Origin of the sequence: Paenibacillus sp. SC116 (genome assembly GCF_024733555.1) — a bacterium.
Taxonomy (GTDB): domain Bacteria; phylum Bacillota; class Bacilli; order Paenibacillales; family Paenibacillaceae; genus Paenibacillus_B.
Genome location: NZ_JANIOF010000001.1, coordinates 1,854,811 through 1,870,467, shown reverse-complemented (window position 1 = coordinate 1,870,467; position 15,657 = coordinate 1,854,811). Strand labels below are relative to the sequence as shown.

Genomic DNA, 15,657 nt, shown 5'->3' with positions numbered 1-15,657 from the left:
TTCACCTTCTTCACGTTGTTATCCGCCTGATTTCATTAAAAAAGTACTGTACTGATATACTCGCTCCAAGGAGCGTTTACGAATATCAGGTTCATCAAACTTCATCGGCTTTGCATTTGCTTCGAAGAACCAGATGCCTCCTGCTGCGTCAACACCTAGATCCATCGACATCTCGCCCAAAGGTTTGCCAGCCTCCTGTTCAATCTGCCTAGCAAGGACTAGTGCGGTATTGCGAATGCGCGCCAAAATACGAGCGGAACCCTGCTCACCAAATAAACTAGTTAAAAGCTTTGAGGGGTCTTCAATACTTCCTCCGCGAGGGACATGTGTCGTAATGCTTGCACTGCCTGCTAGGCGTGCTCCGACTCCTGTAATGTCCCAATTGCCTTGTTCCGTTTTTTGAATGAGTGCGCGCAGATCGAACGGTCGCTTATTTATCGAAGCTAACGCTATGCCTTGTTGGACGATATATTTTGCAGTGCCTGCCTGTTTTATAATTCTCGACCATAGTTTAGATATGGAGGTGCAGTTATAGGAAATATTTTTAGATTTATCTTGAATGCGCAGGCGGTATTTAAACCCGTTGTTCAGATTAAGGCGAAGGGTCATAATGCCCATACCTGCTTTTCCAGAAACGGGTTTGAGAAATAAATAAGAGTGAAGATGCAGCATTTTACTTAACTGCTCGGCATTCGTAAGCTTTAAGGTGTGAGGGATGTAGGGGCGAGTTGCATTTGACTTGTTAAGCCATTTGTATAGCTTCCATTTATTGAAGAAGGTTGGATTGAACATGCGAATGGTCGGATGCTTCATAATATCTTGCAGTTTCTTTTTGACCGCAGGCTGCATTTCATCTTCCCTTTGCGGGATGCGGTTATATAAGATATGGGGCAGCGGGAACCATTCCTGCCGCCACTCATCCTTATCCGCTACATAACGGTAACCAATGACTCTTTTCGCTTGCAGCTTCAAATCTTTAATCGTGATGATGTAGGAAGTATAGCCCATTTTTTTGGCAGTTAAGAGCAAGTCGGCAAAGTTGCTTCGGTTGCCCCGGAAATGATCTTTGTCATCATCGATCGTTAATATAGCGACAATGGGGAGGTTGGGCTGGGATGCGCCGCTCACATGTCATCCCCCCTGCGGAAATGGCTCAAATATAGGCAGTGATCTAAAATGTGCTCGACAGACGATTGCCCTTCATCGCGAAGTAGAGGGTGGTTAAATATGGAGCGTCCAGGCTTTGAATTCGCCTCAAACATCCATACTTGCTCGTTTCGATCAATGCCGATATCGAATCCAAGCTCACCTAATAAATGAGGGTGGTTACGTTCAATGGCTTCGGCGAGATCGATAGCTGTCACTTTTGCCTGTTCCAATACTTCTTTCGCTCGAGTTCCGAACGCGCGCTCTAGTGCCTGTTGGGGTGTCATAAGCTGGCCACCATTTTTAACGTGGGTTGTCACACTGCCTTTTCCAGCTTTCTTGGCCCCGATACCTACTACCACCCAGTTGTTATCTCCATCCTTATGCATATGGAAGCGGAAGTCGATTGGGCAGCCATCTATTTCAACCAATCTGACACCTTGTTGAACGACATATTCACGAAGATTACGACCATGACGCGCTTCTAGTGTACGGATGAGGCTGGAGAACTGTTTAAACCGCAGCAAAATGTTTTTGCCGCTAGAAGTATAACGTGCGAAGTAGCCTTTTTTCGGCAAATAAGTTAATCGATAAATGCCAATGCCTAGGCTTCCAGCCGTCGGTTTGTAATAAACAAATTGATGTCGGTCCAGCATCTCCTTAATCATTTCCGGAGACGGATTGGTTATCGATTCGGGTACGTGCTGATTAGCCTCCATTTCATCTTCTAGCAGCTCATATACATCCGACTTGTTGAAGAAACTCCAATTAAAGTATGGGATCTGCTTGCGGTTGAAGCGTTCGCGAAGCTGACTCATATTCGAAGATATTTCTGCTTTGCGGCTAGGAAGGCGGTTGTATACGACGTCGGGCAAAGGAACGGTGCGTCTAACCCAATTGCCTGCATCGTTGAGAAAATAGGCGTAGACGTTTTCTTTTTGCCAATCAATATCACGTGGAGTAAAGGCAAATACAAATGCTTTTTTATTTCCGGTGCGCAATATTTGTTTAATAAAACCCGTTCTTCCTCCGAAAGGACTTGTGCTCGTGCGATTGGAAGAGTCGCTCATAATGCCGATCAAGGGGCCGATGTGAATACCTCCTTCGATCTCATTAAGGACATATACACTTCCTCCCTTCGGAATACGGAATTGGCTGCGTAGTCCGGCTGTTATATAAAGATGCTTACCGGATTTTTTGATCGGTTTAATGGCAGTAGGTACACTTGTTTTGCCGAGACGCAGTCGAATTTGTTTCTTGCCGGATAAGTTCAGCTGCTTAAGCAATGGAGTGGATACGTATAATGTTTTTTCTGGATTTGGCGTTAAATGCACGTTGCACAGCGTCAAACTCATGGACAAACCCTCCTAAGATGTCGGACCATTACATTGCGTGCGTAAAGGATGGGATTTTCTACCGCCAGCCGGATGGCTTTCTCATTTCCGGTTAAGGAGAAGACGGAACGGCCTGGTCTCGAATTTACTTCGAGAAGCCATATACGACCTTTCTGATCGATGCCAAAATCAAGCCCTAACTCAACTAGCCTGCCATAGCAAGATTCAATGGCTGCTGGAATTTGTTTGCTGACGTGTGCAATGGAAGACAACATGTTTTCTGCTTGCTTACGGCTAAATTGCTGCTCCAAGTAGGATTCAACTGGTTCGGCACGCCCACCTCCACGTAGATTGGAAGTTAGATGTCCGGCGGAGCCCACGCGAGCAGCTGATCCAGTAATTTGCCAATGTCCGCTGCCGTCTTTTTGCATGAGCACGCGTACATCATATGGCTCCTCCTGCTGACTGAGAAGTGTCAGATAAGGTTGGGTCACATACTGGCGTCCGTCGATAAATTGATGAATCCACTTAAGAGCATCCATCATCGTTGTAAACGGAGTATGAATGTGATCATTGTGTTTCGTTCTCCCCGATATCGTAATTGATGCATGGGACCAAGGAGAGGAAGCGGCGTAAGCAGGAGCTTCGAGATGAAGGACAGATCGTCCATGCTGTCCTCCGCTTGGCTTGAGGAAGACCGATCCATTGTGTTGTTTTATGATGCGTAATAAGCTTCTTGGTCCGTGATATGGATAAGTGTTGGGAAGGTAGGTCTTTAAAAAATCGAAGCGAGATAAAGTTCGGTACAAATTCCATTTTCCAGGCAGCGGTCTGCTGAGCCACTCCACATCGTCACGATACAATCTTTGCAGGCTATTTCGTAAATGTTGCTGATCGGCTCGCTCATGATGACTTCGTGATAGACGGTTGTAGATGAGTTTGGGTAAAGGGAAATGCTGATACTTCCAAGCTTTCTTACTGTACGTATAAGCTTTGACGGTGCGAGATTCCCAATCGATCCATCCAGCGTGAAACACGATAACAGGAATGCCGTGCTTTTCTCCAGCTATACAGAGTTGACGGCAGAAATGGGGCTCGGTAAAAGGCAGCTCCGCTGTTGATTCTTCTTGCAGTACGCCAAGTGTGTTGTGATTCAGTCTGTTCATCCTATTCATCCTATCGTCCTCTCGTCAAAATCCTGACAAGTAGCGTGCGTACTCTACTACTTTTCGGACAGACGGCCGTATCTTGTTTTCTTGCAGCGGGGTGTTGTCATTTTTGGAAGGCTTGGAATTGACCTCAATGAGCCACACCTTGCCGGAAGTGTCTACAGCAAGGTCAATGCCTAATTCACCAAAGTGAGCGGGAATATGCATATCGATACCTTGTGCGATTTCCAAAGAGGCATTTTTGAGCCGGAGGTATACATCCGTTCGAGAGTTGGGAGCAAGATTGGATTTCGTAACAGCATCTTTTACGGTGGATAGAGTGCCGCCGCGCGCAAGGTTGGAGACAAAATGCTGAGTGCCGGCAGTTCGAGCAACGATTGAGGTGATGGACCACTCATTGGTCGCATTTTTTTGAACAAGTGCTCTAAAATCAACAGGTCGACCTTCGTTTTCCATAAGCTGCAAACCTTGTTGGATTTGATAGCGATTCGTTTTCATTTTGCCTGTTAAACTAGAGAACAATTTGAGAAGGCTAGGGAAATGCTGCTTCCTCGTCCCGTTTACAGTGGAGTACATGGCATAAAAGCTATTATCCTCCGAACGAGAAATCCTTACAATTCCTTTGCCCAAGCTGCCTCGGGCGGGTTTAAGGAACACTTGGGAATGACGACTGCACATTGTTTTCAAGGTGTTAAAAGATTTGAGCAGGTACGATTCAGGTAAATATTTAGCCACATTTTGATCATGTTTTAAGGCATCAAACACTTCGGTTTTATCAAGGAATTTTTCGTTGAAAATGCTGGATTGGTAACGTAGTTTTACTTCTTTCATGAAATGCTGTACGCTAGGTTTGTTCTCTGTCTTGCGCGATGTGAGTCGATTGTTGACGATGTTCGGAATGGGCATTTCAGTCTTCATCCAATTCCCGCTGCGGTGAACCCATGCCGTTATGCTGTTTACATGATCCTGGATATGGTCCGGTGTAAAAAAACACACGAAGGCTCCTTGATCTTGACTAGCTTCTACGAGCTCTGTGCAGAACGTTGTAATTTGTCCGAATGGTTTGTCTGGTGCATCTGGTCGATCACGGCTTATCAAGATGCCAATAAGGGGGCCTAGGTTAAGTGTTCGCTCCTGTGGCTTATACATAGTGCGCAGCTTAATGCCCGAATGCATCCCCATTTTCATAGCTAGCTGCTGGCTAATTCGAATTCCGTCGAAGTGAGGAATGGGAGTGACCGATATGGGTAGTTTAAGTGAGCCGAAGCAAAGGGTGATTGGCTGTTTGACGGGGATTTTACATTTCTTCACGTAAGCGTCACCGAGCATAATAGTCTGTTCACGCATAAGTCCTGGACTCATAACTTGGAGCGTTAATTTCAACTTAGACATAAAGGATCTCCTTCCAACAACAGATGCCGTATGAGTGTGGTAAGCGCTCCATGCGCATACAGGTGAACCGCAAATGTTAATGTATCATATGAGGACATATTATCCTTGGTGATTGACCTATTTTGTAAAAAGGAGTGACTTTTCTTGCAAGCATGGTTATTAATTATTTTTAGTATTGCGGTAGCGGCTATCGTTGGCGGTGTTACCAATCACTTTGCCATCAAAATGTTATTTCATCCGCGGCGCCCAATCTACATAGGTTCTTGGAAACTGCCCTTCACGCCAGGGTTAATTCCAAAGCGCAAACAGGATATAGCAGAATCGCTAGGGGAAGTAGTGGCACAGTACTTAGTAACATCAGACGGGCTGCGTTCTGTATTAGAGAAACCTGGTATGCAGCAACAACTGACACAGACATTGACTGCAAACATAGACAGATTGGCGACTAATCCGAAGACCTTGATGGAATGGATCCATCCTGATGCAGGCGAAGAAGATCGCGCCGTACTCTTACAGGAGTGGGAACAGAAGTTGCGAATGATCGCCCAACAAGGGATTGCGCATTTGTGGCAATCAGAGCGTTGGAGTGAACGCTCGCTTCATGAGCTGCTGCCTGGTTTGCCGTCTGAAGTACGCTCGCGTGCTGCTGATAAGGCGGCACAAGCATTATTGAATGCGGTAAGCAGCCAAATTCAATCGTTTGAAGGTCAGCGTATGCTGGCGAACATGTTAAGCAAGGTGCTAGATCGTTCGCAAGGATTTTTTGGGACGATGGCTGCGATATTTGTAGATGAAGACAAGTTGGTTAGCCGTATGATTCCTTTATTGGCTGAACAGCTAAAGTCGTCTGATGTTCGTCGTACCGTTGCTCGCATCGTAGAACGTAAGCTTGATGAGTGGATGGATAAAACACCAGCTGAATTGGTGCAAGAGCTTAGCGGTGAAACGGAAAATGATAAGCCGGAATTGTGGGTAGCCGAGCGTTTGAACGATGTGATACCATTTGCTCACCTTGCTCAGCGACTAGCAGATTTGCGCCCGGCGGACTGGATTCAGGGATATCGGCAAGTTTGGGAGCCGTTTATACCGCGCATTGTTCAATTTGGGGTGAATAAGCTTGATCAACATTTAGATCAGCTTATAAAAAGCATCGGTCTGGAAGACGTGGTTCGTGCTCAAGTCGAGAAATTCCCGATTGAACGATTGGAGCACATTCTACTTAGCGTATCGGGCAAAGAATTCAGAGCTATTACATGGCTAGGTGTACTGCTTGGGGGCATTATTGGCGGTGTGCAAGCTCTCGTTTTGCTCGCAGCAGGTTAAAACATGATCTGAAGTTCGACAGACGTCTTGTAATCCAGTAATATAAAAAAGGTGTAATTGAAAAGCGATGCAGCTCATTTATACTGCACTAATTTTATAGATGCGGAATGGCGATACATCGATGTCGTACATGAGCGTACAGAGAGGAATGTTTGAACGACTATGACAAATGTATATGACAAAGCCCACGATTTGGCGCGGGCTCTTCAGCAATCTGAGGAGGCTGCTGCTGTTGATACAGCGATGAAGGTGATTGCTGCTGAACCAGAAACGAAACAAATGTTTGATAATTTCCGCAAGCGTCAGGCTGAAATGCAACAGCAAATGATGACTGGTGCAATGCCTAACCCTGAGGAAATGGAAGAAATGGAAAAGTTGTTCCAAGTCATCAGCATGAACGCTGACATCACAGCATTGTTCGAAGCAGAGCGTCGTCTTGCACTTGTTATTCAAGATGTGAATAAAATTGTAACCGATTCTTTGAGCTTCCTTTATCAAACCGAAGAAGGTTAAGTAAATAGACCGTGATAACAGTTCCCCACTGTGTAAGTTGAGAGAGAAGCTAGGGCTTCTTACTTCTCTTACAACTGAGTGTTGGAGCTGTTTTCTTTTAGGCTGATCATATCGGTCATAGCCTGCAACTTGTCCGCATAAGATGATAGGGAAGCGGCAGCTTCACTATGAACGATGAGGGATGTGAGTCTATGAACGAGACGCCGATAAACCGTAGAAGCAGAAGAAGCAGAGGCTCTTGGGTATCTGTATTATCGATTGCGGCGGTCATGATCATGTTGTTTATTGCATTACCTACGATTCCTTTTCGGGAAGGCTGGTCGATGGCTGTCGTCTTCGGCAGTATTTGGTCTTTGTTCGCTTTGCTGATTGTCGGAGCTCATTTATATCGTTTGCTTCGTGTCGATGAAGAAAAAGAAAATCGAATGCGACAAGTTCGGGCGGAGCGTTATCGCCAAGTAGAACGACGTATCGTTCGTATGTCAGAACGAATGAAATAAACAGGTTTGTAAGCCATTCCGTTAAGAGAGCCGAAGCGGGCGTCAGCCAGTGATCGGTTCTTTGTGTTGATTGTTGGCTGCATAGAAAATGGTAGTACATTTCTGGTTGTGAACATCTATGAGCATTCGGAGCATATATGAACATCTGAATAGGTCAACATCAAGTTTGTATAGGTTATCTTTACTGTGTTACACTAACATAACAGATTAATACAGTTCGGGAAGGTTGGGTGTAACAGAATGGACGTTCATGATGCGACCGTAACGAAGCACGAACAACTGCTTCACCATATTGAAGGGCTTAAACCGGGTACTAAAATTTCTGTTCGTAAATTGGCAAAAGGGCTGGGCGTGAGTGAAGGGACTGCATATCGCGCAGTAAAAGAGGCTGAAAATGTCGGTCTTGTCGTGACAAAAGAGCGTATCGGAACGGTGCGAGTAGAGAAGAAGCCGCGTAACCTTTCGGAACAGCTTACATTTGCAGAGGTCGTTGAGATTGTTGAAGGCCATGTGCTAGGCGGAGCACAGGGATTGAATAAAACACTCAATAAATATGCGATTGGTGCGATGAAACTTGACGCGATGCTTCGTTACATAGATGCTGGCAGCTTGCTTATTGTTGGTAACCGGGAAAATGCGCATAAAAGTGCTTTGCAGCATGGTGCGGGAGTGCTGATCACAGGTGGGTTTACGACAAGTCGTGAAGTAAAGCTGCTCGCCGATTCTTTGGATTTGCCTGTTATTAATTCCAAGTATGATACCTTTACAGTAGCATCTATGATTAATAGGGCGTTGTTCGATCGCTTAATTAAGAAGAAAATTTTACTTGTCGAGGATATTGTGGGGTCTAAGTTATCAGTGTCTGTCCTGCGGCCATCAAGTACGGTCCGTCAGTTTGAAGAGTTAAGAGAGTCTACAGGATATAATCGTTTTCCGATCATAGATGAGTGGAATCGAGTAGCTGGTATGATTACGATTAAGGATGTAGAATACGCGGACAAAGATCAGGCTATCGAGAAACTGTACACAAGAAATCCGATTACAGTTACCATGAATACAACGCTTGCTTCAGCGGCGCATACAATGGTGTGGGAAGGAATAGAGCTGCTGCCTGTTGTCGACCGCAGCCGCAAGCTGCTGGCAGTCATTACGAGACAGGATGTCCTTAATGCAATGCGGGATGTTCCGAATGAACCTCAGTTAGGAGAGACGTTTGACGATTTGATCTGGAACGGGTTCAGCGAGATGAGGGACGAAGAAGGGCGTATTTACTTCCAGGGGGTTATTACACCGCAGATGGTAAATAGCTTTGGTGTTGTATCTGAAGGAATTATGACATCACTGCTTACGAACGGGGCTCTTCGTGCAGCGAAGGATGTAAGGCAGCATGATCATATTATGGAAAATATGACGACGTATTTCGTACGTCCGGTTCAAATTGAAGATATCGTAAGGCTTGTTCCTAGGTTTATTGAGATGGGACGCAAAGTGTGCAAATTGGAAATTGAAATGAAAAAAGGCGAGCAGCTTGTTGCCAAAGTAATGATGACAGTCCAATCGATTGACCATAATTAATAAAAGCCCTCTATTCAGTCGTCGTTGAATAGGGGGCTTCGTATGTTATACGTTGACGTGTTTACGTCTAGAGCGAGTTATACGATACAAATTCGCCTGTAGGCTTGCGGTAACCGCGCGGACGACGGCTTTTCTTGTCCTCTTTGCCAATTGCAATTAGCATAACAGGCACTAGATTCTCAGGAATGTTGAAGTCACGGATGATAGCTTCTGGATTAAAACCGCTCATTGGGCATGTATCCCAGCCTTTGTCTTTTGCAATCAACATAAATTGCATAGCAGATAAGCTGGCATTCCGAATCGCTTCATCGCGCTTGAACGTATCTCCGCGCTGCTCGTAGAAATTGATTGTGTCGGAAACCATCATATCAAATTCCTGCTGATTCAGCATGCCTAGGTGAAGCATGCCTTCGTAGATTCTAGCTGCATCATTGTGAGCTTCCTTATTCCCTAGGACGACGACAGCGGCAGAAGCCGATTTGATTTTGTATTGTCTAAATGCTGCTTCATAGACTAGCTCTTTTTTGTCATCTTCATGAACAACAAGATATTGTGTGTGCTGCAAATTGAAGCAGGAAGGTGCGTATTTAACTAGCGCAAACAATTCATCTAGTTCGGCCTCGGTAATTTTGACATCCGTTAGAAATTTATTTGCTGATCGGCGTGATGTTACGACTTCCTCGAAAGTGTTCATGAGCCATGCTCCTTTTTATGTATGTTCAATAATTAATATAATTATATCACACACTCACAAAAAGTAAGTAGAAATTATGTAAAGATTTTATGAAACATGAAAAAGACCGTTAAGGGCAGCTTAACAGTCTGAAAATAAACATTAAATCATTAAATTGGCATATTGGATTCTATTGGGGATTCTAGTGCTGCAGTCTGGCGAAGTAACTGTGATTGCGTAGTCCTGCGACCAGATTGAATACCCCTATTGCGAGTAAAATAGCACCGAATACAATTCGTAGTGTTCCTGTTGTCGGGAACATCGTCATCTGGATGATGGAAATAAATATAAGCATGAACCCCATGCAAATATTTGTACGAGCTGCGAAAAGTCCACGTTTAACTTGGTCTTGAGATCGGCGGGAGCGAATGCTGAAAATAAGAGAAAGCAAGGATGTTGCACAAATAAGCACGAGTAAGGTAATTTGAATGGCGTACATGCTAGTGATACGCTCCTTCCTGCTAATAGGTAACGTGCTTATTTTACCATATGTTAGGTGTGTGCGATACAGTTAGACATCATTAGCCTGGGGAGGGAAGTTCGGTTTTCACATCTACCCAGACATGCAGTACTCCTTCTGTGACCAGCATCGTCCGCAAAGTAACGACATAGTTTTGATGATGGACATCTGTGTACAGCTTCCTTGTTAGCAATCCCTCAATGAGCTTAACGTATTCGTCTATTTGATAGACGTTGCGTCCTTTCAATCCATCCAAGTCTTTGAGCAGACGTTTACGCAATTCGGTTTCATCGGAAGGCGACATTTTCTGATCGGCAGATTCATAGATGTGCATCGTTATGCTCTTAATTACGGTAGAGCGATTTTTATATTTCAATAAGGCTTCTGCTTCTGCTTTATAGTGAGCAAGACGGTCTTGAAGGTCAAGATTACGCATGACGAGTTCATCGATTTGATGCAAAAATATACCGTGATATACCGCAGCACCTGTGATTGCACCCACGATAAATAAAGCTGCTCCTTGAAATATCCGCTGCAGCCGCACTAGCCTCACCCCCTGGCCCTGCATATCCATTGGATGAGTTCAGTCCCCATATGTGCGCCTAGGAAGGACACTAAAATAAACATAAGCTGTTTGAATACAGGATATAAATTGCCTACCCAAAAATTTGTTTCTATGACGCGGAGCGGATCAATGGTACCGCCAACAGCTGCGACGATCGCCCATATTTTCAGATGCTCGCTGACTTGCCTCATAGTTTCGATTGGGGATTGCAGTGCGATTACACTAGCGATGCCTGCTAATAGGGAGCCGCCGATAACAACACCTAGTGCAATGGCAAAATCGATGATAGCTTTGGACATAAATGGGCTCATTTTGTAATCGTCCTTTCGAACGGATTGGAGGTCGAAGGAATGCGCGCTATCCCAATAGTCAGGCGGACAACCTCTTACTACATATATAGAACTTTGGCGGGAAAATATGATACAATAAAGATCGAAAGTATGTTCGGTGGCAAGTTGATGGAATGAGCATATAGATTGCATTTTTTGAAATGAAATGGAGTGAAAAGGCATGGAACAGTTCGTGCATTTACATGTACACAGCGAATATAGTCTGCTGGATGGGGCAGCCCGTATTGACGCATTGGCGAAGCGAGCGGCCGACTATGGTATGAAGGCGCTGGCGCTCACTGATCATGGTGTCATGTACGGCACGATCGCCTTCTATAAGGCATGCCGCAAGCATGGAATTAAGCCGATTATCGGCATGGAGGCATATGCCACTGCAGGCACGATGTCGGATCGTGGAACGCGCAAGGAACAGCCGATTTATCATTTGATTTTGTTGGCGAAAAATAACGAAGGTTATCGTAATTTGATGCGCATGTGCAGTATCGGTCACTTAGAAGGCTTCCATTATAAGCCGCGGATCGATAAGGAAACGATGCGCCGCTATTCCGAAGGTGTCATCGCTTTGAGCGCTTGCTTAGGTGGGGAAGTGGCACAGCATGTGCTGCATGATCGAATAGATGAAGCTCGTCAAGTTGCTATAACTTATCGAGATATATTTAAGGATGGCTTCTACTTGGAGCTGCAGGACCATGGGCTTCCTGAGCAGAAGAAGGTCAATATAGGTCTCATTGCATTAAGTGAAGAGTTAGGTATTCCGTTAGTTGCCACGAATGATGTTCATTACATGGAACAATCGGATGCCGCTGTTCAAGATGTGCTTATTTGCATCGGTACAGGAAAGACAGTAGAAGAGAAGGCTCGATTACGCTTTTCAAGCGATCAAATGTATATGAAATCTGGGGCAGATATGATGAAGCTGTTCCCTCATGTCCCGCAAGCACTCACGAATACGGCTGTTATTGCTGAACAGTGTAATGTTGAGATTGAGCTTGGTGTGCATGTACTCCCTGAGTTTAGTCCGATCCCGAATGAAATGACGGCTGCTTCTTATTTGGCTGAACTGTGCCAGGCAGGATTGAACGCTCGATATGAGCATTTGCCAGAATGGAACGATGAGCAGTTCCGACTTCAAGCTCAGGAACGTCTTTCCTATGAGTTGAAGACAATTGAAGCGATGGGATTTTCTGATTATTTTCTTATCGTTTGGGATTTCATTCGTTTTGCGCATGAGCAAGGCATTATGACGGGGCCCGGACGTGGCTCTTCAGCTGGAAGTTTAGTTGCATATACGCTGCGAATTACGAATGTAGATCCGTTGAAATACAAGCTGTTGTTTGAGCGCTTTTTGAATCCTGAGCGCATTACGATGCCTGATATCGATATTGACTTCAACGATGAGCGTCGTGATGAAGTTATTGCTTATGTGGCAGAGAAATACGGGCGAGATCATGTGGCTCAAATTATTACGTTCGGTACGATGGCTGCTAGAGCTGCCGTACGCGATGTCGGTCGTGTGTTGGATGTCCCGTATCACGAGACAGATAAGACCGCTAAGCTGATTCCATCAGCAGTTGGCATGACGCTGGACAAGGCGTTGTCGCTTAGCAATGAACTGCGGGAGTGGCGGGAGAAGGAAACACGTATTGATGACCTTATCAATATGGCGCTTAAAGTAGAGGGAATGCCTCGACATGCTTCTACCCATGCTGCTGGTGTCATTATCGGTCCTGAACCGTTAACGAATTACGTGCCTTTGCAGGAAGGAACGGAGCGCGTACCACTGACACAGTTCTCTATGGAACATCTAGAAGCTATCGGATTGTTGAAGATGGATTTCCTAGGCTTACGAACGTTGTCAATTATTGAACGTACATTGAATTGGATCAAGGCGAAGACCGGAGAAAGCCTTGATTTGAATCGAGTCGATGATGAAGATGCGAAGACGTATGAATTGCTTGGCAGAGGTGAGACGACAGGACTGTTTCAGTTAGAATCAGCTGGGGTGCGGCGTGTGCTGCGAGATTTGAAGCCATCTGTTTTTGAAGATATCGTATCTGTATTAGCATTGTATCGACCTGGTCCGATGGAGTTTATTCCGAATTTTATTTTAAGCAAGCATGGCAAACAGCCTGTACAGTATCCTCATCCAGATCTGGAGCCAATTTTGCAGGATACGTATGGGATTATTGTATATCAAGAGCAGATTATGCATATCGCCTCGAAGATGGCAGGTTTCTCCTTGGGCGAAGCGGACTTGCTCCGCAGAGCGGTTTCGAAGAAGAAGAGAGAAGTGCTTGATCAGGAGCGGGAGCACTTCGTTAAAGGAAGTTTAGCGTTAGGCTATACGTTGGAAGATGCGAATCATGTGTATGATATGATTGTACGATTTGCGGATTATGGTTTCCCGCGCGCCCATGCGGCTGCATACGGCGTGTTGGCGTTCCAAACTGCTTATTTGAAAGCACATTATCCAACGGAATTTATGGCATCTATGCTCACGGCTCAGATGGGCAATCACCGAAAGGTAGCTGAATATATCGAAGATTGTCGTCGCACGCAGCTAGAGGTGCTTCCCCCTGATATTAATGAGAGTGAAGTGACATTTACGCCTGTAGACAGCGCCATTCGTTTTGGATTAGCCGCGATTAAAAATGTGGGCACGCAGGCGATCGAAAGTATTATACGGGAGCGCCGCAACCAGCCTTATGAGGATTTGCAAGACTTTTGCCGACGCGTCGATTTGCGCGTGTGCAATCGTCGTGTCGTTGAATCATTGATTCAAGCAGGGGCGATGGATTCATTGCCTGGGCATCGGGCTCAATTGTTGGCTGTGCTCGATGAAATGCTGGAAGCCGCAGTGAAATGGCGCAAGCAACGTGAAGACTTGCAAATTCAAATGTTTGACTTTGTAGAAGTTAATAACAGGCAGGTTGATTATCCAGATATTCAGCCGTTTACGATGAGTCAGCAGTTGGAACTTGAGCGAGAATTGCTTGGACTTTATTTGTCCGGACATCCGCTTGATGAATATGTAGAACTGTTGCAGGAAGCGGACGCGGATCGCATCGTGGATTTGCATGATGCGCCAGATGAGAGCGAATCTGTCGTTGTTGGTATGATCGTATCGGAACGAAGCATTATGACGAAGAAGGGCAAGCCAATGGCATTTATCGAGCTTGAGGATCGCATCGAGCGCGTAGAGGTTGTGTTGTTCCCAGAAGTATGGAGGCGTGCTCAGCCACTTGTTTCAAAAGGAGCCTTAATCGCAGTGCGTGCCAAAGTCCAGCAGCAGGACGAAGGCTTCAAGCTGCTGGCGCATGATGTCGCGCCGCTGGATTTGAACGCTGTGGCGCAGTTGACACGGCGTGTGCGGCAGCAGCGCACAACGGCTGCGTCTGCGGCCGACGGCAACGCCTCAGCCGCGGCTGGCCATGCGCCGCGCGCTAGTGCGCCTATGGCAGGCAAAGCCGTGCCCGCCGCCGCACATGTCGCGGGCGGGGCATCGCGCCCTGACGCGCAAGCCGCAGGCGCATCACGCGCCAAGCAGAGCCAGCGCGTGTACATTAAGATCACGGCCGAATGCGAACGGCCTGAACTCTTGAATGAGCTGAAGTCGCTCATTCAAGAGCATCATGGCACGCTGCCGACCGTGCTCTTCTACGAGCGCGAGCAGCAGCTTCGCGCTCTTAGCGGAAGCTATACGCTAAAGCCTTCGCCGCAGCTGTTTAAGCGCATTGAGAGCTTATTTGGAGAAGGCAGCGTACGCGTCAAATAATAACGAGTTGAACCGTTACAATGTATTTATGGCAATGTCACTGCTTGACTAGCATAATCGATTGAATTTCGTATAAGGCACTCACCATTTTCTACTATCCAGCATATATTGTCTTTACACCTTGTGTAGAGACAAGGCTGCGGGATCGTGTGACAGGGGGAGTGCCTTTTGAGTTATACAATGGCGGTATCATGGTTGGAACAGCGTGGAGTGAAGCTCGAAGCGATAGCAGAAATCGTATACAAGCTGCAAAAGCCTTACAATGCATTACTAGAATTGGAACAGTGCCTTGATAGTGTGAAGTCGGTATTGCACAAACGTGAAGTGCAATATACGCTGATGACAGGCATCGCAATGGATATGATGGCAGAGCGCAAACAATGGCCGGAACCGCTGCAATCCATGTTGGAAGCGGATGAATCTCTCTATGGAGTAGATGAGACACTGGCACTGGGAATCACGAGCATGTTTGGTATGATAGGTCTGACAAGCTTTGGATACTTGGACAAGAATAAGCTAGGGATACTAGGGCAATTGAATAATGACGATAGCGGTATACATGTGTTTCTTGACGATTTGGTAGCTGGTCTCGCGGCGGCAGCCTCTGCTCGGATTGCACATCAAGATCCGAATGCGATCAAGTATGATAAAGTAGATTCGTAACTTATGTTGATGGTGTGATAGCTATCATTGACTTTTGCTTACGCAGCAGCGTTTTATGAAAAAATGCTAGCCCAATAACTGGAATAATGTGTAGATTCTATACTAACGAAGGCTCGATTTTGTTGCTATGAAAATGGCACTATGTTATCATAGGTGCAT

Annotated in this window: 14 protein-coding genes; 6 read left to right on the top strand and 8 right to left on the bottom strand. The window is 45.8% G+C overall.

From position 1 onward, the window contains the following. Nucleotides 1-18: 18 nt before the first annotated feature. From NQ117_RS08200 to NQ117_RS08185, 4 genes are read right to left on the bottom strand one after another with little or no spacing between them, the layout of a single operon-like run. Nucleotides 19-1,128 carry a YheC/YheD family endospore coat-associated protein gene (locus NQ117_RS08200; RefSeq protein ID WP_258277477.1) on the bottom strand — a complete coding sequence of 370 codons (1,110 nt, stop codon included), beginning with the start codon at nucleotides 1,126-1,128 and terminating at the stop codon, nucleotides 19-21. Beyond that, nucleotides 1,125-2,501, bottom strand: coding sequence for a YheC/YheD family endospore coat-associated protein (locus tag NQ117_RS08195; protein ID WP_258277476.1), 1,377 nt, complete (start codon nucleotides 2,499-2,501; stop codon nucleotides 1,125-1,127). Before NQ117_RS08195 ends, NQ117_RS08200 begins: the two co-directional genes overlap by 4 nt. Continuing rightward, the gene (locus tag NQ117_RS08190; protein ID WP_258277475.1) at nucleotides 2,498-3,646 is read right to left on the bottom strand and encodes a YheC/YheD family endospore coat-associated protein; all 1,149 of its coding nucleotides are present in this window, start codon (nucleotides 3,644-3,646) and stop codon (nucleotides 2,498-2,500) included. The genes NQ117_RS08195 and NQ117_RS08190 overlap by 4 nt, the downstream gene beginning before the upstream one ends. A 24-nt stretch (nucleotides 3,647-3,670) precedes the next feature. After that, nucleotides 3,671-5,041, bottom strand: coding sequence for a YheC/YheD family endospore coat-associated protein (locus NQ117_RS08185; protein WP_258277474.1), 1,371 nt, complete (start codon nucleotides 5,039-5,041; stop codon nucleotides 3,671-3,673). Between the two features lie 144 nt (nucleotides 5,042-5,185). On the opposite strand from NQ117_RS08185, the gene NQ117_RS08180 reads away from it, so the two are divergent. The 4 genes from NQ117_RS08180 (at nucleotide 5,186) to NQ117_RS08165 (ending at nucleotide 8,952) form a co-directional block, all read left to right on the top strand. Beyond that, nucleotides 5,186-6,364, top strand: coding sequence for a DUF445 family protein (locus tag NQ117_RS08180; protein ID WP_258277473.1), 1,179 nt, complete (start codon nucleotides 5,186-5,188; stop codon nucleotides 6,362-6,364). Nucleotides 6,365-6,526: 162 nt separating this feature from the next. After that, nucleotides 6,527-6,877, top strand: a complete 351-nt coding sequence (locus NQ117_RS08175) for a YlbF family regulator (protein ID WP_258277472.1) — start codon at nucleotides 6,527-6,529, stop codon at nucleotides 6,875-6,877. Between the two features lie 191 nt (nucleotides 6,878-7,068). Continuing rightward, nucleotides 7,069-7,377: a hypothetical protein gene (locus NQ117_RS08170; RefSeq protein WP_258277471.1), complete on the top strand. Its 309-nt coding sequence runs from the start codon at nucleotides 7,069-7,071 to the stop codon at nucleotides 7,375-7,377. Nucleotides 7,378-7,617: 240 nt separating this feature from the next. Further along, nucleotides 7,618-8,952: a DRTGG domain-containing protein gene (locus NQ117_RS08165; protein WP_258277470.1), complete on the top strand. Its 1,335-nt coding sequence runs from the start codon at nucleotides 7,618-7,620 to the stop codon at nucleotides 8,950-8,952. A 67-nt stretch (nucleotides 8,953-9,019) separates the two neighbouring features. On the opposite strand, the gene NQ117_RS08160 is transcribed toward NQ117_RS08165, so the two are convergent. The 4 genes from NQ117_RS08160 to NQ117_RS08145 form a co-directional block, all read right to left on the bottom strand. Beyond that, entirely contained in the window at nucleotides 9,020-9,646 is a 627-nt protein-coding gene (locus NQ117_RS08160) for a nitroreductase family protein (protein ID WP_258277469.1), read from the bottom strand. 181 nt (nucleotides 9,647-9,827) lie between these two features. After that, entirely contained in the window at nucleotides 9,828-10,124 is a 297-nt protein-coding gene (locus NQ117_RS08155) for a YtpI family protein (protein ID WP_258277468.1), read from the bottom strand. A gap of 82 nt (nucleotides 10,125-10,206) precedes the next feature. After that, nucleotides 10,207-10,689 carry a sporulation membrane protein YtrI gene (locus NQ117_RS08150; RefSeq protein WP_258277467.1) on the bottom strand — a complete coding sequence of 161 codons (483 nt, stop codon included), beginning with the start codon at nucleotides 10,687-10,689 and terminating at the stop codon, nucleotides 10,207-10,209. A 5-nt stretch (nucleotides 10,690-10,694) separates the two neighbouring features. After that, complete coding sequence (locus NQ117_RS08145) at nucleotides 10,695-11,021, bottom strand: YtrH family sporulation protein (protein WP_258277466.1); 327 nt, start codon at nucleotides 11,019-11,021, stop codon at nucleotides 10,695-10,697. Between the two features lie 199 nt (nucleotides 11,022-11,220). Here NQ117_RS08145 and NQ117_RS08140 point away from each other — a divergent pair, with 199 nt between their 5' ends. Both NQ117_RS08140 and NQ117_RS08135 read left to right on the top strand, forming a co-directional pair. Then, complete coding sequence (locus tag NQ117_RS08140; RefSeq protein ID WP_258277465.1) at nucleotides 11,221-14,835, top strand: DNA polymerase III subunit alpha; 3,615 nt, start codon at nucleotides 11,221-11,223, stop codon at nucleotides 14,833-14,835. A 168-nt stretch (nucleotides 14,836-15,003) separates the two neighbouring features. Continuing rightward, a complete protein-coding gene (locus NQ117_RS08135; protein ID WP_258277464.1) occupies nucleotides 15,004-15,498 on the top strand; it encodes a phosphatidylglycerophosphatase A family protein in 495 nt (164 codons plus the stop codon). Nucleotides 15,499-15,657: the final 159 nt, after the last annotated feature.